Raw genomic sequence first — 20,924 nt, forward strand, 5'->3', positions numbered from 1 at the left:
GAGGTAGCCGCCCACGTTGAGGGCGGCGTTGGCCTCGGCGAGGCGGTCGCCGGGGACGGCCGCGTTCAGCAGGGACAGCCCGCCGAGCTGGCCCATGCCCTGGCCCGCCCCGGCGAGGATCGCGGCGGCGGCCAGGAGGACGACCGACGAGGTCCACACGGCGGCCGTGAGAGCCGCCATCCCCGCCACGACGCTCACCGCGCCGCCCAGCAGAATCGCCCGCACCCGCAGCCCCTTCACCGCGAACTGCACCCCCGTGGCGGCGAGGAACATCACGAACGCCATCGCCCCCGCGACCACCCGGCTGGTCGTGCCCAGCAGTCCCGACAGCAGCGACGGCCCGAGCGAGAGCACGAAGGACGTCGAGGTGATGCCGGGGGCGAACACCGCGACCCCGAGCAGCAGCTGACGCCCGTTGCCCCGCGGCACCTTGGGCAGCCGGATCCACGCGCCCCCACCCGTAGCCGCAGCCGCGGACGCGGACGGCCGGGACACCGGCATCCGCAGCACGGTCACGAACGCCACCGCGAGCAGCGCGATCTCGACCAGGAAGACGGTCACGGTCGGGCCGGGCAGCGTCTCGGAGAGCACACCGGCCAGCAGCGGCCCCAGGCCCGCGCCGAGCACCATCGCGCAGGAGGCCACCAGCGCGCCGAGGCGCTTGCGGCCGGGGCCGGCCACGTCCGTCACCGCCGCCATGCCCGCGGAGACCACCGCCCCGACCGCGACGCCCGTGAACAGACGGGCCGTCATCAGCGCGGCCACCGACGTGGCCGTGGCGAAGATCCCGCAGGCCAGCACCGCCAGCCCCAGCGCCGGGAGCAGGACCGGCTTCCGGCCGACCCGGTCGGAGACCACGCCCGACACCGGCAACGAGCCGACGAGACCCACGATGTAGCAGGCGAAGACGACGGTCATCGTGCCCTTGGAGAAGCCGATGTCGCGTTGCCACAGCCCGTACAGCGGTGTCGCCGCGTTGGAGAGGACGAAAACCGCTGTGACGGGCCAGGCCGCCACCCAGATCCACCGGGCCGGCGTCGCCCCGGCGGCAACTGCCGTCGTCTCCACGGGCGCAGGACGAGTGATGGTCACAGGGGTCCCCCTTGGCGAGCTCCAGTACGAGTCGAGTCGAACTTAGCATGCAGTACGATTGAACTCGTACAAGGAAGCGGCGCTGCGAGGGAGCGGTCATGACGTCAACAGCCGGTACCGGCACGGTCATCAAGGTCCTGCCCACCCCCGACGACCTGCCCGAGCCCCTCCCGGAGCCGGCGGCCTGCGAGATCCGGCTGGAGGCGGTCATGGGCGCGCTCAGCGACCCCCTGCGCATGGGGATCGTCCGTAAACTCCTCCTGGAGTCGGAGCGGTTCGACCACCCGTGCGGCTGGTTCGGGCTGGACCGCCCCAAGTCCTCGCTCACCCACCACTTCAAGGCCCTGCGCGAGGCGGGCGTGACCCGTCAGCGGCAGTACGGGCTGGAGCGCCGCAGCCACGTCCGCGTCGACGACCTCAACGCCCGCTTCCCCGGCCTGCTCGACCTGGTCGCCGCCTGGACACCGGCGCCCCTGACGCCCACGCCCTGAACGACGCCGGCTCCGACCGCGCCCCCAGCACCGCGAGTCCCAGGCGCGTGCCCCGGTCGAAGGAGACCGCGAAGGCATCCTCGCCCAGGGCCGCCCGCGCGCCCGCCGTGACGCGGTCGACGTCGCCGCGCTCGGCGGGCGGCAGGGGGGCGCCCACCGAGGCGCGGGTACTCGCGGCGGCGCCGAGGAGCAGCGCGGCCAGCCCGGGGTCGCCGCCGAGCGCGGCAGCGCCGGAGAGGCCCTCCAGGGGCAGGGCCATCGCGCGCGGGTCGCCGATGTGCCGGGCGATCTCCAGCGCCTCGCGGTGGAGCAGCCACGCCGCGACCGCGTCGCCGCGCAGTTCGGCGACGAAGCCCAGTTCGTCGAGGACCAGCGGATTGCCCGGCTCCGCCGACACCGCGTCGTACCAGTCCCGGATCTTCAGCAGAATCGTTTCTGCGGTGGCGAGGTCCCCCTCCCGCCGGGCCGAGAGCGCCTGGCCCAGCTCGGCGTGGATCTCGCCGAACTTGAAGCCCTGGGCCACGGCCGTCCGCCGGGCCCGCTCGTGGAGTTCCCGGGCCGCGGCCCGGGCGCCGGTGAGCAGGGCGATCCGGCCGAGGTGGGAGAGCAGGCAGGAGACCTCGGTGGCCAGGTCCAGGTCCTCCGCGATGATCAGCGCGTCGTTCAGCAGCCGCTCGGCCCGCGCGTAGTCACCGCCGATCTCGGCCAGGGTCGCCAGCGGGGCCACGCTCTGGAGCTGGCCCCAGCGGTCGCCCAGCTCGCGGAAGAGGGCCACGCTGGCCTCGCCGTCGCGCCGGACGGCGGCCAGCTCGCCGCGGATCATCGCGTGCGTGGCGCGCAGGGCGAGGGCGGCGGCGATGCCCCAGCGGTCGTCGCGCTCCCGGAAGCCCGCCAGCGCCAGTTCCGTCTGCCGCTCGCTGGCGGCCAGGTCGCCGGTGTTGAACAGGGCGTACGCCAGGAACCAGCGGGCCCTGGCCCGGACGCCCGGCCCGCCCAGCCCCTCGTACGGCGGCGGTTCGGCCCGGTGGCCCGAGAGCAGGGCGAAGCCGCTGTGCACGGCCCGGATCTCGCCGGACTCGCCGGTCGACAGGGCCGCCTCCGCCCAGCGGCGCGCCTCGCCCAGCCGGCCGCGCAGCAGCCAGTACCAGGCCAGGGAGCCCACCAGCCGGCGCGCCTCGTCCGCCGCGCCCTCGCGCACGGCCGTGTCGAGGGCCGCGCGCATGTTGCCGCTCTCGGAGTCCAGCAGGCTCAGCCACTCGCGCTGTTCGGGGCCGTGCAGATACGGGCGGGCGCGCTCGGCGAGGTCGGCGTAGTGGCGCAGGTGCCGCCGGCGCACGTACGTCTCGTCCGCCACCTCGCGCAGCCGCTCGGTGGCGTAGGCGGCGACGGATTCCAGCAGCCGGTAGCGGGGGCCCTGCGCGCAGTCGCTCATCACGACCAGGGAACGGTCGACGAGCCGGGCCAGCAGGCCCAGCACGTCCTCGCGGGCGACGCCCTCGCCCGCGCAGACGGCCTCCGCCGCCGCCAGGGTGCAACCGTCGGTGTGCGCGGCCAGCCGGCGCAGCACGGTCCGTTCGGGGACGGTCAGCAGCTCCCAGCTCCAGTCGATGACGGCCCGCAGCGTCTGCTGCCGGTGCGGCGCGCCGCGCCGACGGCCCGTCAGGAGGCGGAAGCGGTCGTCCAGTCGTGCGGCGAGCTCGCGCACGCCCAGCGCCCTGACCCGGGTGGCGGCGAGTTCCAGGGCGAGCGGGAGCCCGTCCAGGCGGCGGCAGATGACGTCGACGGCGTCCCTGGTGCGGTCGTCCAGGACGAAGCCGGGGGCGGCGGCGGCCGCGCGGACCGTGAACAGCCGTACCGCGTCGGCCTGCGGCAGCGGTTCGACGGAGCGCACCGTCTCGGCGGGCAGGCCCAGCGGCTCCTGGCTGGTGGCCAGGATGCGGAGGCCGGGCGCGGCCCGCAGCAGCCGGTCGGTGAGTTCGGCGGCGGCCTCGATGACCTGTTCGCAGTTGTCGAGGATCAGCAGGGCCCGCCGGTCGCGCAGCCGCTGGGCGAGGCGTTCGACGGCCGACAGCGGCGCGGGCGCGCCGTGCGGCGCGCCGTCGTCGCGTACGCCCATGACCCCGGCGATCACCTCGGCCAGGGAGTCGGCGTCGCCGTGCTGCCCGGCCAGCTCCGCCAGCCACACCTCGTCGAGGCGGCCGCCCGCGAGCCGGCCCGCGGCCTCGACCGCGAGGACGGTCTTGCCGACGCCGCCGGGTCCGGTGAGCGTGACCAGCCGTCCGGTGCGCAGCAGGGCGGTCACCTCCGCCATGGCGTCCTCGCGGCCGATGAGTTCGGTGAGGGGGGCGGGCAGATTGGTGCGCGGTGCCGCCGGGCCGGTCAGGGCGGCGGCCCGGCCCGTGAGCTCCGGGGCCTGGGTGAGGATCGCCTGGTGGAGGGCGGTGAGCTCCGGGCCCGGGTCCAGGCCCAGTTCGCGGGCGAGCCGTTCGCGCAGCTCGGCGTAGGAGACGAGGGCCTCGCTCTGCCGTCCGGCCCGGTACAGGGCGCGCATCTGGACCGCGCGCAGCCGTTCGCGCAGCGGGTGCCGGGCGACGAGCGCGGTGAGCTCCCCGGCGAGGCGGCCGTGTTCGTCGAGTTCGAGCCGGGCCTCGGCCTGTTCCTCCAGCGCGGTCAGCCGGAGCTCCTCCAGGCGGAGGGCGGCGGCGCGGACGTACGCGGCGTCGGCGAAGTCGGCGTAGGCGGGGCCGCGCCACAGGCCCAGGGCCTCGGTGAGCAGCGCGGCGCGCTCGCGGGGGGCGGCGACGGACCGGGCGCGGGCGACCAGGGCCTGGAAGCGGTCGGCGTCGGTCTCGCCGGTGTCCAGGCGGAGCCGGTAGCCGGGCGGGGTGTGGAGGACGCGGTCGCGGCCGACGGTCCGGCGCAGCTGGGAGACCTTGGCCTGGAGGGCGTTGGCGGGGTTGCCGGGGGGTGTGCCGCCCCACAGGTCGTCGACGAGCCGGTCGGTGGGGACCGGCCGGCCTTCGTGCACGAGAAGGTCCGTCAGCAGCGCGCGGACCTTCGCCTCGCGCACCCTGACCGCTTCCCCCGCCTCGTCCCACACCGTCAGTGGACCGAGCACCCCGAACCGCATGCCGATGACCGTAACCCAGCGCGCCGTCCCCGGACGGGCCGACATGACCGTGGACCGTCAGCTCTTCCGCAGCGGGGCGTCAGTGGGACACGACAGAGTACGGTCATGGCGAATTCCATCGAATCCACGGACGCGTTCACCGACAGGTCTCGTTACGAGGGCAGGAAGGCCGTCGTCACCGGCGGAACCATGGGCACGGGGCTGGCCATCGCCAGACGCCTCGTCGCGGGCGGGGCGGAGGTGTTATTGACCGGCCTGCCGGACAGACACCTGCTGCGGGCGCGGGAGGAGCTCGGCGCCCACGCCCATGTCGTCCGTTCCGACACCACCAGCCTCGACGACATCGCCGCGCTGGGCGCGACGGCCGAGGAGGTCCTCGGCCGTGTCGACTACCTCTTCGTCAACGCCGGGGTCGCGGAGCTCGGCCCGGTCACGGAGGTCACCGAGGAGTCCTACGACCGGCAGTTCGGGGTCAACGCCAAGGGGGCGTTCTTCACGGCGCAGCGGATGATCCCGCTGCTGCGCGAGGGCGGGGCGATCGTGTTCGCCACGAGCGCCGCGGACTCGCCGGGGGCGCCGGGCACGGGCGTCCACTCGGGCTCGAAGGCCGCCGTGTGGGCGTTCGCCCAGGTGCTGGCCGCCGAGCTGGCCGGGCAGGGCATCCGGGTCAACGCCGTGGGCTCCTGTTCCGTCGACGTCGGGGAGCCGGGCGGCGCCGCCACGCCGCTGCGGCGGCACGGCTCGGCCGACGAGGCGGCGCGGGCCGCGCTGTTCCTGGCCACCGAGGCGACGTTCACCACCGGCGTGAGGCTGCCGGTGGACGGCGGGCCGGCGCGGGGCGCCGCCGTGCTCCCGGCCTGTTAGCGCCGGGCGGGGCGTACGGGCCGTCGGCGCCGATCGGGGCGTACGGGCCCACCCGCGGTACGGGCTCACCCGCCGTACGGGCGGGCCGCGCGCGCCTCGCGCAGGGAGACGGCCCACCAGGTGAGCTGATCCAGCATCACCTTCGCGGCGCCGGCGGCCAGCTCGCCCGCCTCCTCGTCCAGGTGGCGGCCGGAGGCGTCCAGCTTGCCCCAGGGGCTGTGGAAGCTGACGGTCTCGCGGATGGTGACGGCGTGGAGTTCGGCGAAGACCGGGCGCAGGTGCTCGACCGCGCGCAGGCCGCCGGACAGGCCGCCGTAGGAGACGAAGGCGACCGGCTTGGCCTGCCACTGGGTGTAGTGCCAGTCGATGAGGTTCTTCAGGGACGCCGGGTAGCTGTGGTTGTACTCGGGCGTGATGACGACGAAGGCGTCGGCCGCCGCCAGCCGCGGGGTCACGGCGGCCAGCGCGGCGGCGTCCTCGGGGCCCGGGTCCTTGGAGAGGCTGACGGGAAGCGGGTGTTCGCCGAGATCGATGACGTCGACGTCGATGTCGTCGCGCCGTGCGGTCTGGCCGGCGAGCCACTCGGCGACCGTGGGGCCGAAGCGGCCCTCACGGGTCGAGGCGACGACGACGGCGAGGCGGTACGGGGTCTGGGACATGACGGGTCCTCTTCTCGGCGCTGCTGACGGGCTGCTCGGTGCGGGCGCGCGGGCCGACGGGGCCCTCGGGCCGGGTGGCCGTCGGGCCCCTCGGGCCGCTGGGAAGAAGCCTCTTACCTCAAGCATGCTTGAGGTCAAGCGCGGATTCCCGGGCTCTCCGGAGGCCGCCGGGGCCGGTGGTTCAGAAGACGTCCGGGCACCACGGCCGCCGGGCCGTGCGCAGCATCAGCTCGGCACGCGCCGCCGCGCCCGGCCGCTCCTCGGCGACCCGGCCCAGCGCGGCCAGCCGTACGACGGACTCGTCGCCCAGGTACAGGGCGCCCAGGTCGCGCGCGGCGAGGGTGAGATCGGCCGGGCGCGCGGTGGCCGCGCAACGGGCGCCGTCCGGCCCCGCCTCCAGCAGGAAGCGCCCGCCCGCGTGGCCGTCCGGGTCGGCGACCTCGACGACCAGCGCGCCGGGGTGGGCGTACGTCCGGGCCTCCAGCAGGGCCGGCACGTCCAGCGGGCGCAGCCACAGGAGGTCGGCGTGCGTGGTGACCCTGGCCGCGCGCGGGTCGGGCAGCAGCAGCGGCAGCAGGTCGTCGGGGGCGCGGAAGCCGGAGCGGACGGTGGTGATCCAGTCGACCGACAGCAGGAAGTGCCACAGGGCGCGTTCGGCCTCGGTGCTCACCGCGATCAGGTCGAGCACGGAGGCGGTGCCGTGCGGGCGCTTGGCCTCCCAGACGTCCTCGGCGGTGTAGGCGAGGAGACCGTCGACGGTGCCGTCGGGGGCGCGGTACAGGACGTAGAACGGCTCGGTCCACGGCCGGCCGGCCGGGCGGAGATCGCCCGTGGCCCACCGCCACCAGCGCTCGTCCCGGTCGACGAAGCCGGACCGTGCGGCGCGCAGCCGCTCGTGGAGGGCGGGGCCGAGCTCGCGCACCGCGCACGGGTCCACGAAGTCGACGCGCCCGCCGTCCACGGGCCCCGCGTAGCGGCGGTCCAGGCCCGCGCCGGCGACGTCCACCTCCCACTCGGTGATCCAGGAGGCGGGGCCGAAGCCGTACCGCCCGTAGATGAGCCACTCGGCGCTGATCAGCGTGGCCGCCGCCTCGCCGCGCTCCTTGGCCGCCCGCAGGTCGTTCGCCATCATCCGGCCGAGGAGCCCGCGCCGGCGGTGCGTGGGCGAGACGGTCACGTTGGAGACGGCGGTGGTCGCCACGGACGCCCCGCCCGGCACGGTGAGCCGCTGCGCGAAGCTGCGGAAGGTGGCCACGCAGCGCCCGTCGTCGAAGGCCCCCTGGGTGCGGTCGAGGTCCATCCCCGCGCGACGTATCTCGGCCTCCTCCTTGGAGACCACGGGGGGCCGGAGGAAGCCGGCGTGCATGGCGCGCGTCCAGGCCGGGACGTCGTCGTCACCGATCGTACGGATCTCGATACCGGTGCTCGCGTTCATGCGAGCACGCTAGGGGCGGGCCCGCCCGGGGCGCACGCGGTTTCCTACGACCGTCAATGATCCGGAACAGGACCTGCCCAGACGGAAGGAACCGCTCAGCGCCCTGGACGGAACCGCTCAGCGCCCGGAAGGCAGCGGCGTCGCGGCCCCGGAAGGCAGCCGCCCTGGAAGGCAGCCGCGTCAGAACGCGGCGCGGATCTCCCCGACCCGCTGCCCGCCGCCCAGCAGCGGCGCCTCGGCGATCCGGGCGAGGACGGGCGAGTCGACGCCGAGCAGCGCGAGGGCGCGGGCCAGCACGGGCCCCATGGCGCGGGCCGCGCCGTCGTCGATCTTGAAGGCCAGCGCCCGGCCGTCCGGCAGGGCCAGGGCCTGGACGGCCTCGGCGCCCATCTTCGACAGCGCGCCCGGCACCTCGCGCATGATCCAGGTGTCGGGGCGGCGGGTGCCCGCGACGTACTCGGGGTGGGCGCGCATCGCGTCGGCCACCGCGCGCTCCGGCGTGCCCGGCGCGGCCAGCACGAAGGAGCGGAACGCCCGGGCCAGGCCGGCCAGCGACAGCGCCATCAGGGGCGCGCCGCAGCCGTCCGTGCCCACGTGGTGCACGGGCTCGCCGGTCACCGCCTCCACGACGTCCTGGACCAGCGTCTGAAGCGGGTGCGCGGGGTCGAGGTAGGTCTCGGTGGGCCAGCCGTTGGCCGCACAGGCGGCGATCATGGCCGCGTGCTTGCCGGAGCAGTTCATGGTGACCTTGTGGCGGGCCAGGCCCGAGGCCAGGTACGCCTCCGCCTCGACCGGGTCCAGCGGCAGGTCGGGCGGGGTCTGGAGGTCCTCCTCGGAGAGGCCGAACTCATCGAGCATCGTCCGCGCCAGCTCCAGGTGGAACGATTCGCCGGAGTGGCTCGCCGCCGCCAGCGCCAGCCGCTCCCCGGAGAGCTCCAGCCCGGCGCGGAGCACGGCGGCCGCCTGCATCGGCTTGTTGGCGGAGCGCGGGTAGACCGGGGCCTCGGGGTCGCCGAGCGCGAGCTCGACGCTGCCGTCGGCGGCCAGCAGCACCAGCGAGCCGCGGTGCACGCCTTCGACGAAGCCGGAGCGGACGACCTCGGCGAGGACCGGGGACAGCCGGGATATGCCGATCCGCGCGGCGGTGGCGTCAAGGGTCGAGGAGGTCATCGTCGGCCTTCCGGGGGGTGTGGGGTCGTGGTGCGCGAGGACCGCCCCGGTGGTCCGTGGGGTGTCACACGGACTGGTGTGTCACACGATGCGGTGTGTCACACGATCACGAGAGCAGGTCGTCCACTTGCGCTTCCCCTTCACGGTACCTGCGTGCGATCTCGGCACTGCAATCGTCCGTGGTGCGCTGCAGTCCCTGACGGCGCAGGGAGACCTGCCGCTCGTACGCCACCAGCCGGCCCATACCGGCCCGTAGCTCGCCGTCCGTACGGGCGCCCAGGTCGGACAGCTCGACCTCCGAGAGCATGTCCTCGGCCAGCCGCCGGTACTCCTCGCTGTGCGGGGTGCCCAGCGTCACGTGCCTGGCCGAGGAACGGTGGGTGGACGGGCCGTCCGCAAGGATCTCCGAGAGCCGCTCCACCAGCAGCCGCTCCACCAGCGGGGACCCCGGCGTCGCCCGGCGCGTCAGCTCCGCCCGCAGGATGTCGATCCGGCCCTGGAGCAGCCGCCGCACATAGCTGAGATCCGCCTCGTCGCGCCGTGCGTCCCGGCGCACCGCCCGCAGCTCGGCCAGCCGCAGCTCGTTCAGCCGCCGCCCGGGGACGTCCGCGTGCCGCCCGGAACGCTGGCTCGGGGGTCTGGCCTGCAAGCTGTCCACTGCCGTCAGACCCTTCAAGTCCTTGAGCCGCGTGAGCTCTTCGAGGTCCGTGAGGCCCTTGGTGAGGCCCTTGGCGAGGTCCTCCGTGAGGCCCTCCGTGAGGTCCTTCGTCATGCGGTTCCGTCCCCTCGGGCGGCGGCGCGCGGCGGATCGCCTTGCCGATGCCCGCGAAGAGCACCGCCTTGCACGCATCGTGCCACCCGGTGCGCCCGGTGCGCAGGGCCTCTCCGCCCGAACGGACCTGAATGGGCGCAGGGCATCATGGTCCGTATGCGTGCTGTGGTGCAGAGGGTGGACGGGGCGAGCGTCGCCGTGGACGGCCGGGTGGTCGGCGAGATCGTCGGCGAGGGCCTGTGCGTGCTGGTCGGGGTGACGCACGACGACACGCCGGAGCACTGCGAGCGGCTGGCGCGGAAGCTGTGGTCCCTGCGGATCCTGGCGGACGAGAAGTCCTGTTCGGACGTGGGGGCGCCGCTCCTCGTGATCTCGCAGTTCACCCTCTACGGTGACGCCCGCAAGGGCCGCCGCCCCACGTGGAACGCGGCGGCCCCGGGGCCGGTCGCGGAGCCCCTCGTCGACGAGGTCGTGGCGCGGCTGAGGGCGCTGGGGGCGCGGGTGGAGACGGGGGTGTTCGGGGCGGACATGAAGGTGTCGCTGACGAACAACGGGCCGTTCACGGTGCTGGTCGAGGTCTGACGGTGCCGGTCGAGGTCTGAGGGCTACGCGCGGAGCGCGAAGAACATCAGCCCGCCCACCTCGCGCCACCGCTCCACGATGTCGGCCCGGTGCTCCAGCACGTCCGAGATGTGCTGCATGCCGAAGAAGCCCGCGACGAGCGAGCGCGCGGCCGCCGCCGGGTCGACGCCCTCGCGCAGCCGGCCCTCGTCGCGCGCGGCCGTCAGCAGCCCGGTGAGCAGCCGGGTCCAGTCGACGTAGGGCGTGGGCAGCGTGGCGTCGATCTCCGGGCGTTCGAGCTGGAGCCGGGCGCCCGCCTGGACGACGACGTCGTCACGGAAGGCGACGGCCGCCCGGTTCAGCATCTCCGCGGCGGTGTCCAGCGGGGACAGGCCCTGCTCCTGGATCTCCTCCAGCAGTTCGGGCCAGCGGGCGTAGTGCTGCTCGACGACGGCGACGGCGAGCGACTCCTTGGACGGGTAGTGGAAGTAGACCGCGCCCTTGGTCATCTCCACCCGGTCCGCCACGTCCTTGACGGACGTGTGCCGGAAGCCGCGCGCGGCGAAGAGCTCGGCCGCCGCGCGCAGGACGAGGGCCTTGGTGCGGATCGACCGGTCCTGCTTGGGGGCGGGCCCCCGGGCGCAGTCGATCCTCCGCTCCGGGAAAGCGCCCGCCGAGGTGCACTCCGCCGATTCGTTCGCCATGGGCGGCAATATACCTTCTGGCAGGTATATTTCAGCCCTCCGGGCCCAGGGTCCTCACGGACCCGCACGGGCCTGCACGGACCCGCAGGACCCATCCGACTCACGGCACGAAGACATACGGCGTGGTCGTCCCCAGCCCCACGAACCCCAGCCGCTCCAGAATCGGCCGGCTCATCGCCGACGCGTCGACGTGGAGGTAGCGGTACCCCCGCTCGGCGGCCAGCCGCGCCCGGTGGTGGACGAGCGCGCGGTAGATCCCCCGCCCCCGCCACTCCGGCGCGGTGCCGCCGCCCCACAGGCTCACGAAGGACGTCCCGGGGTGGAGTTCCATCCGCGCCGCGCTCACCGGAACGTCCCCGGCCATGGCGACGACCGCGAGCGGAACGTCCGAGTCCAGCTGATCGAGGAGCAGCTTCCGGTGCTGCTCCCGCGACTCGCCGAACGCCCGCTCCTGGGCGGCCACCGCCAGGTCGACGCCGGCCGCGTCGGTGACGGGGAGCAGCCGGATCCCCTCCGGCGGGCCGGAGCCGGCCGACAGGTCCGCGATGGCGGCGACCATCAGCGTCTCCTCGGGCTCGGCCACGAGACCGGCCGCCCGCAGCCGCCGCGGCAGGTCGGCCGGCAGATCGTGCCCGTACAGCTTCCACTCGAACTCGCGGCCGAGGGAGGCGAAGTACGCCACCTGTTCCGCGATCGCGGCGTCCGCCGTGTCCTCGTCGAGGTCCGACCAGACGACGCCGTTCCAGCCGTCGGCGTCCGCGCCGACGTGCCGGACGACCTCGCCGACGCGCCCGGCCCGTTCGACGCGGGCCCCGGGCCCGTCGGGCCGGACGCCCTCCCGCATCTCGCGGTCGTAGAGCGGCAGGAGCCCCGCCACCGTGTCCTTGTCCATCCGCCCACCCCAGCACCAACCGGGGCGCCGGGCAACGGAATTAAGGGAGAGGGACGACGGCCGTCAGCCCTTCGGCTGCGTGAAGCGGATGCGGTTGCCGAACGGGTCGCGCAGCCCGCAGTCGATCCCGTACGGGCGCTCGGTCGGCGGCTCGGTGAACTCGACGCCCTTGGCCAGCAGCGTCTCGTACGTCTTGTGGCAGTCCGGCGTGGTGAGGATGAGCCAGCCGGCCATCGCGCCCTTGGTGACCAGGTCGCGCACCTGCGCCGCCGTCTCCTCGGACATCATCGGCCCGCCCGGCCGCTCCAGCAGGATCTGGCGGCCGGCGTCACCGGGAACGCCGACGGTCAGCCAGCGCATGAAGCCCAGCGGGATGTCGGCGGTGACCTCCAGGCCCAGCTTGCCGACGTAGAAGTCGAGGGCCTCGTCCTGGTCGAGGACGTAAATCTGCGAGTGCGTGATGGCGTTGAACATGAGGACAACGTTATTCGGCCACCGGCTCGAAAACTTATCCAAAACTGCTCTCTACGAGCCTCTACGAGCCGGGCCGCGTCCAGGCCATCGCGAAGCAGGTGGGCACCTGCTGAGCGACCGCCTGTTTGCGGTACTCCCGGGGCGACATGCCGACGATGTCCCGGAACGTCCTACTGAACGTCCCCGGGCTGCCGAAGCCGACCTCGAAGCAGATGTCCGTGACGCTGCGCCCGGTCTCGCGCAGCAGGAACATCGCCCGCTCGACGCGGCGCCGCTGGAGGTAACGGTGCGGGGTCTCCCCGAACGTGGCCCTGAAGGTCCGGCTGAAATGCGCCTCGGACACATGGGCGATACGGGCGAGGGCGGGGACGTCCAGCGGCTCCGCGTAGGCGCGGTCCATGGCGTCCCGCGCCCTCAGCATCCGGCGGTTGGTGTCCTCGGCGGCACGGTTCACACCGCTCATCCCACCATATGGCGGGCGCCGAAGCGCAGGTCAGCGCTGTGGGAGCGTCCCTATGACCACGGTGGCGCCCAGGTCCTCGCAGTGGACGACCTCCGGGACCAGCCCGCCGCCCGCGAAGGTCCGGGCCGTACCGGCCGCCTGCCGCTCGCTCGTCTCCATCAGCAGATGCCCGCCGGGCGCCAGCCAGCGCGCGGCCCCGGCGGCGACGCGGCGCTGGACGTCGAGCCCGTCCGGGCCGCCGTCGAGCGCCACCAGCGCCTCGTGGACCCGCGCTTCGGCGGGCAGCAGACCGATGGCGCCGGTGGGGACGTAAGGAGCGTTGGCGAGCAGGACGTCGACGCGGCCGCGGAGCGCGGCGGGCAGCGGCGCGTAGAGGTCGCCCTCCAGGACCCGCCCGCCGGCCGCGGCGACATTGCGGCGCGCACACCGCACGGCGGCGGGGTCGATGTCGGCCGCGTACAGCTCGACGCCCGTCCCCCCGCCGGCCTCCCCCACCCCGGCCACCAACGCCGCGCCCAGCGCGCCGGAGCCGCAGCACAGGTCCACGGCGACCACGCCAGGGCCACGCCTCAGGGCGAGGGCGACGGCCTGCCGGACGAGGAATTCGGTACGGCGGCGCGGTACGAAGACACCGGGGTCCACGGAGATCCGCAGGCCCCGGAACTCGGCCCAGCCGACGACGTGTTCGAGCGGATGCCCGGCCGCGCGCCGGGCCACCATGGCGTGGAGCTCGTCCGGCGAGCCCGCCGCGGAGAGGATCAGATCCGCCTCGTCCTCGGCGAAGACGCAACCGGCGGCGCGCAGCGAGGAGATGACGGTGTCACGAGAGGAGAACAGTGCCGCGGAAGCGGCGAAAGAAACCGACACGGGAGCCTTTCGGGATACGAAGGGCGCCCTCCCGGTCCACCTAGACCGGCGCGACCATGACGTCGCGGGAAGAGAGCACCCGACCTGACACAGCGTTGATCGGTCCCACCTCCTTGGGTCGGGGCCCTGCTCAGGACCCGTTCGTCACCGGCTCGAACCTGCCGGGGCGGAAAGGTTACCGCACGCCCGCACCGGCGACTGGCGGAAAACTATTGCAAGCATCCGCTTGCAATAGTTAGCAAGCTGAGGCAGCATCGGCACCATGGCATCACTCAACGTCGGCAATCTCGGCGAGTACCTCCGCGAGCAGCGGCGCACCGCGCAGCTGACGCTGCGGCAGCTCGCGGACGCCGCCGGAGTGTCCAACCCGTACCTCAGTCAGATCGAGCGCGGCCTGCGCAAGCCGAGCGCCGAGATCCTCCAGCAGCTGGCCAAGGCGCTGCGGATCTCCGCCGAGACGCTGTACGTGCAGGCCGGGATCCTCGACCAGCGGGACCGGGAGGAGGCGGAGGTCCGCAGCGTGATCCTCGCCGATCCCTCGATCACCGAGCGGCAGAAGCAGGTACTGCTCCAGATCTACGAGTCCTTCCGCAAGGAGAACGCCCTCACGGCGCCCGAGCAGACCGGTCCGAGCGGGGCCGGCGGCGCGGGCGGGACGAGCGGCACGGGCAGGACGGACGACGCCCAGAGCGATCCGCAGAGCAACCCTTAGAACAACCCCCTTCGAGCAATCCCTTCGAGCAATCCCTTCGAGCCGATCCGGGAGACCCTTCGCCATGGCCCTCACTCAGGACATCCGCAAGACGGCCACCGACACCCTCTACGCCACCGCCGGGGCGGCCGACCTCGCGGCGGAGAAGCTGGGACAGCTCGTCGCCGAGGCTCCCGGCCGCTTCGAGCAGCTGCGCAACACCGACCCCAAGGAGCTGGGCGGGCGGGTGCAGCAGCAGGCCAAGCAGGTCCAGACCCAGGTGACCGCCAAGGTCACCGAGTTCGTCGGGACGCTCGACACCGACACCAAGAAGCTCGGCCAGAAGGCCCAGGACCTGGCGCTCCAGGGCGTCGGGCAGGTCGTCTCGGCGGCCGCCCAGGCCGGTGAGCAGTTCGAGAAGCTGGCCGAGCGCGGGCGCACGGCCGTGAAGACCTGGCGCGGCGAGGCCGCCGAGGGGTTCTCCGAGATCGCCGTCGCAGTGGAGCCGGGCAGCGAGGAGAACGACGGCGCCGCCAAGGGCGACCAGCCCGCGGAGGGCTCCTCGGAGCCCTCCGCCGCGGACGGCTCGGACGACGCGTCCAAGCCCGCCGCCCGCCGGACCGCCGCCCGCAAGCCCGCCACCGCGAAGAAGGCGGACGCCAAGACCGGTGAGGACGCCTAGCCCGGAGCGAACCGGACGCGAACCGGGCGCGAACCCGGCGCGGACAGCGCGCGGAACGATCCGGGCACGCACCACGTGCCCGGATCGTTCTCCGGGTACGGTGGGCAACGGACGCACTGAGAGGTGAGCGGCATGCTGGTGGAAGGCTTCGGCGAAATCCTGTCCTGGGTGTCGATCGGCCTGCTGGTCTTCACGGTCGCCGCCTTCGTCGACGCGGCGATCCGCCGCGAGGACGCCTACCGGGCCGCGGACAAGCAGTCCAAGGGCTTCTGGCTGATCATCCTCGGCATCGCGATCGCCGTGAACCTCTTCTTCGGCATCCTGAACTTCCTGCCGATCCTCGGCCTGATCGCCACGATCGTCTACACGGTCGACGTGCGCCCCGCCCTTCGGCAGGTCTCCGGCCGCGGCGGCCCGCGCCGCCGGGGCTCCAGCTCGGACGGCCCGTACGGCCCGTACAACGGCGGCCGCTGAGCGGCACCGGGCCTCCGGGCCCGGCGAGCTCGTGGAAGTCCGGTGCGGTGCCGGGCCCCGTAAGGGGCGCGGGGCGCGACACCAGGCGGCTCCCCCGCGTGGGCGCGATCAGCCACGGACGGCCCGCAGCCGACCGGCCACGCACCCGGCGGAGCGCTCAGCCCCGGTCGAGCAGCAGCACCGCGAGGTCGTCCGTCAGGTCGCCGCCGTTGAGCGCCCGCACCTCCGCCACGACCGCCTCCAGCAGTTCCTCCCCGGTCAGGCCCTCCTTCAGCTGGCGGGCGACCAGCTCGATCATCCCCTCCTGGCCCAGCCGCCGCGTCCCCGCGCCCACCCGGCCCTCGACCAGGCCGTCCGTGTACATCATCAGGCTCCACGCCTCCCCGAGCCGGATCTCGCGGTGCGGCCAGCGGGCGGCGGACAGCAGCCCCAGCGCCGGCCCGCCGCCCTCCTGCGGCAGCAGGGCCGGGGCGTGCCCGGAGCGCACGAGCAGGGGTGCCGGGTGCCCGGCGAGGCAGAGCGCGGCCGAGCGCCCGTCCGGGGCGATGTCGACCGTGCAGAGCGTCGCGAAGACCTCCTCGTCCGCCCGCTCGTGCTCCAGCACCTGCTGGAGGGTGGCCAGCAGCTCGTCCCCGCAGAGCCCGGCGAGCGTCAGCGCCCGCCACGCTATGCGCAGCTCGACGCCGAGCGCCGCCTCGTCGGGGCCGTGCCCGCAGACGTCGCCGATCATCGCGTGGACCGTGCCGTCGGCGGTGCGGACCGTGTCGTAGAAGTCCCCGCCGAGCAGGGCGCGGCTGCGGCCGGGCCGGTAGCGGGCGGCGAAGCGCAGCTCGGAGCCGGCCAGCAGCGGATGGGGCAGCAGGCCGCGCTCCAGCCGGGCGTTCTCCTGGGCCCGCAGCCGGGTCTCGGTGAGCTGCCGCCGGTCGAAGTCGGCGCGTTTGCGCTCGACGGCGTAGCGGATGGCCCGGCTGAGCACCCGCCCGTCCAGCTCGTCGCGGAAGAGGTAGTCCTGCGCGCCGACCCGGACGGCCTCCGCCGCCCGCGCGGCGTCGGTCTCGGCGGTCAGCGCCAGGACGGCCTGGTGCGGGGCCAGCCGCAGCACCTGGCGCAGGGTGTCGAGTTCGTGGCCGCGCCCGGCGGCGACGGCTCCGCCCTTCCGGCCGGGGGCCCTGGGCGGCAGGGCGAGGTCGAGGAGGATGCACTGGACGTCGTCGGTGAGCAGCCGCTCCGCCTCGGTGAGATTGCGGGCGGTCCGGATGCGGACGGGTCCCTCGGCCGTACCGGTCATCTCCGCCATGCCGGGGGCGGACAGCGCCCCGCCCGGGACGTCCTCGATCACCAGCAGCGTCAGCCCGCCGTCGGGCGGCACGGCGGGCGGCTCCGCCGGCCTGGGCACGGATACGGGCATCGCTTCGGTCCTTCCTCCCCCGGCCACCACCAGGGGGTGCCCCCGCCCCAGGGGCGCGGCACCTCGCCGACAGACGAGTACAGAACGTGACCCTAGCGCCAGAGCCCACCCGAGCGGAATGGTACGCAGCCACCCGCCTCCGTCATATGCCTTACGAGTGACGGTAGTTGACGCCCGCGTACGGACAAGCGGACTGTCCTATGAGCTGATGGTCGAACCGCCGCCGGGCGCCCGGCCACGCCCCGGAGGGGCGCCCGGCACCCCGGCGTACGGCCCCGGGCACCCACACCGCTACCCCGGCCGCACGACCCCCAGCACCGGCATCGAGCCCGCGCCCGTAATGGTCACCTGCCGACCGGGTCGCGGGGCGTGGACGATCCGGCCCTCGCCGATGTACATGCCCACATGGCTCGCGTCCGTGTAGTAGATGACGAGGTCGCCCGGGCGCATGTCCTTGACGTCGACCTTGGGCAGCTGCCGCCACTGCTCCTGCGAGGTGCGCGGAATGGCCCGGCCCGCCGCGGCCCAGGCCTTGAGGGTGAGCCCGGAGCAGTCGTAGGTGTCGGGGCCCTCGGCGCCCCAGACGTAGTCCTTGCCGATCTGCGCGGTCGCGAAGTCGATCGCGCGGGCGACGTCGCCGGTCGCCGCGACGGAGCCCCGGCCGGTGAGCTGCCTGGCGGCGTCCGAGGCGAGCCAGCGGTCCTGGGCCTGCCGGGCCCGCTCCTCCTCCAGCAGCCGGAGTCTCTCCTTCTCCTGGGCCGCGAGTCGTGATTCCAGCTGCTTCGCGGCGTCCAGCCGGTCCTGGATCTCCTTCTTCGCGGCTTCCCGCTTCTTCTTCTCCGCGTCCAGCGTCTTCCAGCGCTCGCCCGCCGCCTGGGTGTAGCGCTCCAGCTCCGCCTTGGTGTCCGTGACCTCGGTCAGCAGCCGGCGGGTGGCCTGCTCGCCCTTGCGGGCGAGGGAGACGTTGCCGAGGAAGGAGTCGGGGGACCCGCTGAGGAAGAGCTGGGTCCGGTGGCTGAAACCACCGCTGCGGTACTGGGCGCGGGCCAGGGCCCCGGCCTGGGCGCGCAGCGTCTCCATGCGCTTGCCGGCCGCGTCCAGCCGCCGGGTGAGGTCCGCGATCGACTTCTCCTGGAGGCGCAGCTGCTCACCGGCGGCGTTGTAGGCGTCGGTGGCGGTCTCGGCCTTGCGGTAGAGCTCCTCCACCTCCTTGTGGATGGCCTCCAGCCGCCGGGTGTCGTCGTCCGCCGCCGAGACGGACGACGACGCGGACGCCGACGCGGACGGCGTGGGCACCGGCGTCGGCCCGGGCGCCGCGTAGGTCACGCCGGGCGCGCCCAGCACCGCCAGCCCGGCCGCGCAGACGAGCGCGGTCGCCACCGCCACCCGCCGCCGGCGCCCCCGGCCGCCGCCCGTGCCGTCACCGCTCGTACGGTCGTCGTTCCGCCTGTCAGGACACCCCACCGGCCACCTCCGCGCCTTCACCCCCACGCCTGACATACCGTCACGCGAAATTCGGATGCTGCCATGCCTGGCGTCAAATCGACAGAGACCTGCGTCACACTGCACAAGGAACCGGACCCGCGTGCGGGCAACCACCCTGACGGGTGAGGTTCACCCTCCGTTCACTCTCACCCATCAACCGCTTCACCTGATCTGCCTAATTTCGCCGAGTAGAGGGTGCGGGCAGGACCGCTCGTACCGACACCTCTCGCACGCCGCCCCAGCGGCGGCTCCCGGAAGGAACTCCCGAAAGTGAAGCTTCAGCGCAAGAACCGGCTTCGCACCGTCGCTCTCGGCGCCATCGCCGTCGCCGGCGCCCTGGTGCTCACGGCGTGCGGCTCGGACGACAACAGCGGCAGCGGCTCCACGGGCGGCGGCGACGCCACCAAGGCGGCGGGCAACATCAAGTGCGAGGGCAAGGGCCAGCTGCTGGCCTCCGGCTCCTCCGCGCAGAAGAACGCCATGGACCTGTGGGTCAAGAACTACATGGCGGCCTGCAAGGACACCCAGATCAACTACAAGCCCACCGGCTCGGGCGCGGGTGTCCAGGAGTTCCTCCAGGGCAAGACGGCCTTCGCGGGCTCCGACTCGGCGCTGAAGCCGGAGGAGGTCACCAAGTCCAAGGAGGTCGTCAAGGGCGGCCAGGGCATCAACCTCCCCATGGTCGGCGGCCCCATCGCCATCGGCTACAACGTCCCGGGCGTGGACAGCCTGGTCCTCGACGCCGACACCCTCGCCAAGATCTTCGACGGCAAGATCGAGAAGTGGAACGACGAGGCGATCGCCAAGCTCAACAAGGACGCCAAGCTCCCCGACCTGAAGATCCAGGCGTTCCACCGCTCCGACGAGTCCGGCACCACGGACAACTTCACCAAGTACCTCAAGGCCGCCGCGCCCTCCTCCTGGTCCTATGAGCCCGCCAAGGCGTGGAAGGCCAAGGGCGGCCAGTCGGCCGACGGCTCCGCGGGTGTCTCCTCGCAGGTCAAGCAGACCTCCGGCGCCATCTCCTACTTCGAGCTGAGCTACGCCACCGCCAACAGCATCAAGACGGTGAAGCTCAACACCGGCGCCGCCGCCCCGGTCGAGGCCACCTCCGACAACGCCTCCAAGGCGATCGCCGAGGCCAAGATCGTCGGCACCGGCTCGGACCTCGCCCTCAAGCTCAACTACGCCACCAAGGCCGAGGGCGCCTACCCGATCACCCTGGTCACGTACGAGATCGTCGGCGACAAGGGCAACAAGGCCGAGACCCTCCCGGCCACCAAGTCCTTCCTGACCTACATCGCCAGTGAGGACGGCCAGTCCGCCCTCAAGGGCCTCGGCTACGCCCCGCTGCCGGCCGAGATCGCCAAGAAGGTCCGCGAGACCATCGCCACCCTCTCCTGACCCGGGTGGGGACGGGCTCCGCCCCGGAGCCCGTCCCCACCATCCGGTGCACCGCCGCGCCAGGGAGCGGCGCGGCACCGCCACCGCCCGATCGGAGCCCAGCGGCCCGAGCAGGCCCCGGCGGCAGCCGTACCGCCCCGCAGACCGGAGAAACCCATGGAAATAACCTCAGCCACCACAGCCGGCCCACCACCACCGGAGAGCACCGCCCCCACCGCACGGGCGAAGTCCTCCTCCCGCGCCGGTGACCGGATCTTCCTCGGCCTCTCCCGGGGGTCCGGGATCCTGCTCCTGGTGATCATGGCCGCCATCGCGGCGTTCCTCGCCGTGCGGGCGACCAGCGCCCTCTCCAAGAACGAGGGCGACTTCTTCACCACCTTCGAGTGGGCCGCCAACTCCACCCCGCCCAAGTTCGGCATCGCGGTCCTGGCCTTCGGCACGATCGTCAGCTCGGTCATCGCGATGCTCATCGCCGTGCCCGTGGCCATCGGCATCGCGCTGTTCATCTCGCACTACGCGCCGCGCAGGCTCGCCGCGCCGCTGAGCTACGTCATCGACCTGCTCGCCGCGGTCCCGTCCATCGTCTACGGCCTGTGGGGCGCCCTGTTCCTGGTGCCGCACCTCGGCGGGCTCTACACCTGGCTGAACGACTACTTCGGCTGGACCGGGATCTTCGAGTACCAGGGCGGCGCCGCCCGCTCGCTCTTCACCATCGGCATCCTGCTGGCGATCATGATCCTGCCGATCGTCACCAGCGTCAGCCGCGAGGTCTTCCTCCAGGCCCCGAAGATGCACGAGGAGGCCGCCCTCGCGCTCGGCGCGACCCGCTGGGAAGTCATCCGGATGTCCGTCCTCCCCTTCGGCCGCTCCGGTGTCATCAGCGCCTCGATGCTGGGCCTGGGCCGCGCCCTCGGCGAGACGATGGCCGTCGCCACCGTCCTCTCCCCCAGCTTCACCATCGGCAAGAGCCTGCTCGACCCGGGCGGCGGAACGTTCGCCCAGAACATCGCGAGCAGCTTCAAGGAGTCCGGTGAGATCGGCAAGGACGCCCTGATCGCCTCGGGTCTCGTCCTCTTCGTCCTGACCCTGCTGGTCAACGGCGCCGCCCGGCTGATCATCGCCCGCCGCAAGGAGTACACGGCATGAGCGACGTGACCATGGACAAGACGGTCGTCGCCGACAGCGCGCCCCTCCCCTCCTACACCC

21 protein-coding genes are annotated in these 20,924 nt (G+C 73.5%); 8 read left to right on the forward strand and 13 right to left on the reverse strand.

The genetic code is table 11. The features are described from left to right. The coding region (locus K6I33_RS12740; RefSeq protein ID WP_374284244.1) for an MFS transporter at positions 1-1,092 on the reverse strand (1,092 nt) is incomplete at its 3' end. A gap of 98 nt (positions 1,093-1,190) precedes the next feature. On the opposite strand from K6I33_RS12740, the gene K6I33_RS12745 reads away from it, so the two are divergent. After that, on the forward strand, positions 1,191-1,583 hold the full coding sequence (locus K6I33_RS12745; protein ID WP_229351066.1) for a helix-turn-helix transcriptional regulator: 393 nt from the start codon (positions 1,191-1,193) through the stop codon (positions 1,581-1,583). On the opposite strand, the gene K6I33_RS12750 is transcribed toward K6I33_RS12745, so the two are convergent. Continuing rightward, entirely contained in the window at positions 1,510-4,713 is a 3,204-nt protein-coding gene (locus tag K6I33_RS12750) for a BTAD domain-containing putative transcriptional regulator (protein WP_229351068.1), read from the reverse strand. The genes K6I33_RS12745 and K6I33_RS12750 overlap by 74 nt on opposite strands. Positions 4,714-4,818: 105 nt before the next feature. Between K6I33_RS12750 and K6I33_RS12755 the strand changes: the two genes are divergently transcribed. Then, positions 4,819-5,577 carry an SDR family oxidoreductase gene (locus tag K6I33_RS12755; protein WP_229351070.1) on the forward strand — a complete coding sequence of 253 codons (759 nt, stop codon included), beginning with the start codon at positions 4,819-4,821 and terminating at the stop codon, positions 5,575-5,577. 65 nt (positions 5,578-5,642) lie between these two features. On the opposite strand, the gene K6I33_RS12760 is transcribed toward K6I33_RS12755, so the two are convergent. The 4 genes from K6I33_RS12760 to K6I33_RS12775 form a co-directional block, all read right to left on the reverse strand. Beyond that, positions 5,643-6,236: an NADPH-dependent FMN reductase gene (locus K6I33_RS12760; RefSeq protein WP_229351072.1), complete on the reverse strand. Its 594-nt coding sequence runs from the start codon at positions 6,234-6,236 to the stop codon at positions 5,643-5,645. 181 nt (positions 6,237-6,417) lie between these two features. After that, positions 6,418-7,671, reverse strand: coding sequence for a GNAT family N-acetyltransferase (locus tag K6I33_RS12765; protein ID WP_229351075.1), 1,254 nt, complete (start codon positions 7,669-7,671; stop codon positions 6,418-6,420). Positions 7,672-7,851: 180 nt separating this feature from the next. Further along, positions 7,852-8,841, reverse strand: coding sequence for an asparaginase (locus tag K6I33_RS12770; protein ID WP_229351077.1), 990 nt, complete (start codon positions 8,839-8,841; stop codon positions 7,852-7,854). Between the two features lie 106 nt (positions 8,842-8,947). Then, entirely contained in the window at positions 8,948-9,613 is a 666-nt protein-coding gene (locus K6I33_RS12775) for an AmfC protein (RefSeq protein ID WP_229351080.1), read from the reverse strand. Positions 9,614-9,769: 156 nt separating this feature from the next. Here K6I33_RS12775 and dtd point away from each other — a divergent pair, with 156 nt between their 5' ends. Then, on the forward strand, positions 9,770-10,195 hold the full coding sequence (dtd, locus tag K6I33_RS12780) for a D-aminoacyl-tRNA deacylase (RefSeq protein ID WP_229351082.1): 426 nt from the start codon (positions 9,770-9,772) through the stop codon (positions 10,193-10,195). 23 nt (positions 10,196-10,218) lie between these two features. On the opposite strand, the gene K6I33_RS12785 is transcribed toward dtd, so the two are convergent. From K6I33_RS12785 to K6I33_RS12805, 5 genes are all read right to left on the reverse strand, one after another. Further along, positions 10,219-10,878 (reverse strand): ScbR family autoregulator-binding transcription factor, encoded by a 660-nt coding sequence (locus K6I33_RS12785; protein ID WP_229351085.1) that lies wholly within the window; start codon positions 10,876-10,878, stop codon positions 10,219-10,221. Between the two features lie 100 nt (positions 10,879-10,978). Then, positions 10,979-11,770, reverse strand: coding sequence for a GNAT family N-acetyltransferase (locus tag K6I33_RS12790; protein WP_229351087.1), 792 nt, complete (start codon positions 11,768-11,770; stop codon positions 10,979-10,981). Positions 11,771-11,833: 63 nt separating this feature from the next. Next, positions 11,834-12,244 carry a VOC family protein gene (locus K6I33_RS12795; protein ID WP_229351089.1) on the reverse strand — a complete coding sequence of 137 codons (411 nt, stop codon included), beginning with the start codon at positions 12,242-12,244 and terminating at the stop codon, positions 11,834-11,836. Between the two features lie 61 nt (positions 12,245-12,305). Continuing rightward, positions 12,306-12,707, reverse strand: a complete 402-nt coding sequence (locus K6I33_RS12800; RefSeq protein ID WP_229351092.1) for a helix-turn-helix domain-containing protein — start codon at positions 12,705-12,707, stop codon at positions 12,306-12,308. A 30-nt stretch (positions 12,708-12,737) separates the two neighbouring features. After that, the gene (locus K6I33_RS12805; protein ID WP_229351094.1) at positions 12,738-13,574 is read right to left on the reverse strand and encodes a putative protein N(5)-glutamine methyltransferase; all 837 of its coding nucleotides are present in this window, start codon (positions 13,572-13,574) and stop codon (positions 12,738-12,740) included. A gap of 262 nt (positions 13,575-13,836) precedes the next feature. Between K6I33_RS12805 and K6I33_RS12810 the strand changes: the two genes are divergently transcribed. The 3 genes from K6I33_RS12810 (at position 13,837) to K6I33_RS12820 (ending at position 15,421) form a co-directional block, all read left to right on the forward strand. Beyond that, positions 13,837-14,286, forward strand: a complete 450-nt coding sequence (locus K6I33_RS12810; RefSeq protein WP_229351096.1) for a helix-turn-helix domain-containing protein — start codon at positions 13,837-13,839, stop codon at positions 14,284-14,286. A gap of 64 nt (positions 14,287-14,350) precedes the next feature. Then, positions 14,351-14,947: a hypothetical protein gene (locus K6I33_RS12815; RefSeq protein ID WP_229351098.1), complete on the forward strand. Its 597-nt coding sequence runs from the start codon at positions 14,351-14,353 to the stop codon at positions 14,945-14,947. Positions 14,948-15,079: 132 nt separating this feature from the next. Continuing rightward, complete coding sequence (locus tag K6I33_RS12820) at positions 15,080-15,421, forward strand: DUF2516 family protein (protein ID WP_229351100.1); 342 nt, start codon at positions 15,080-15,082, stop codon at positions 15,419-15,421. A gap of 157 nt (positions 15,422-15,578) precedes the next feature. Here K6I33_RS12820 and K6I33_RS12825 read toward each other — a convergent pair whose 3' ends face one another. Next, complete coding sequence (locus K6I33_RS12825) at positions 15,579-16,829, reverse strand: PP2C family protein-serine/threonine phosphatase (RefSeq protein WP_229351102.1); 1,251 nt, start codon at positions 16,827-16,829, stop codon at positions 15,579-15,581. A gap of 291 nt (positions 16,830-17,120) precedes the next feature. Next, a complete protein-coding gene (locus tag K6I33_RS12830) occupies positions 17,121-18,293 on the reverse strand; it encodes a C40 family peptidase (protein ID WP_229351104.1) in 1,173 nt (390 codons plus the stop codon). 291 nt (positions 18,294-18,584) lie between these two features. Here K6I33_RS12830 and pstS point away from each other — a divergent pair, with 291 nt between their 5' ends. Both pstS and pstC read left to right on the forward strand, forming a co-directional pair. Next, positions 18,585-19,718, forward strand: a complete 1,134-nt coding sequence (gene pstS, locus K6I33_RS12835; RefSeq protein ID WP_229351107.1) for a phosphate ABC transporter substrate-binding protein PstS — start codon at positions 18,585-18,587, stop codon at positions 19,716-19,718. Positions 19,719-19,874: 156 nt separating this feature from the next. Beyond that, positions 19,875-20,864, forward strand: coding sequence for a phosphate ABC transporter permease subunit PstC (pstC, locus tag K6I33_RS12840; RefSeq protein ID WP_229351109.1), 990 nt, complete (start codon positions 19,875-19,877; stop codon positions 20,862-20,864). Positions 20,865-20,924 lie beyond the last annotated feature (60 nt).

Origin of the sequence: Streptomyces sp. UNOB3_S3 (assembly GCF_020740895.1) — a bacterium.
In the GTDB taxonomy this organism is placed as follows: Bacteria; Actinomycetota; Actinomycetes; order Streptomycetales; family Streptomycetaceae; genus Streptomyces.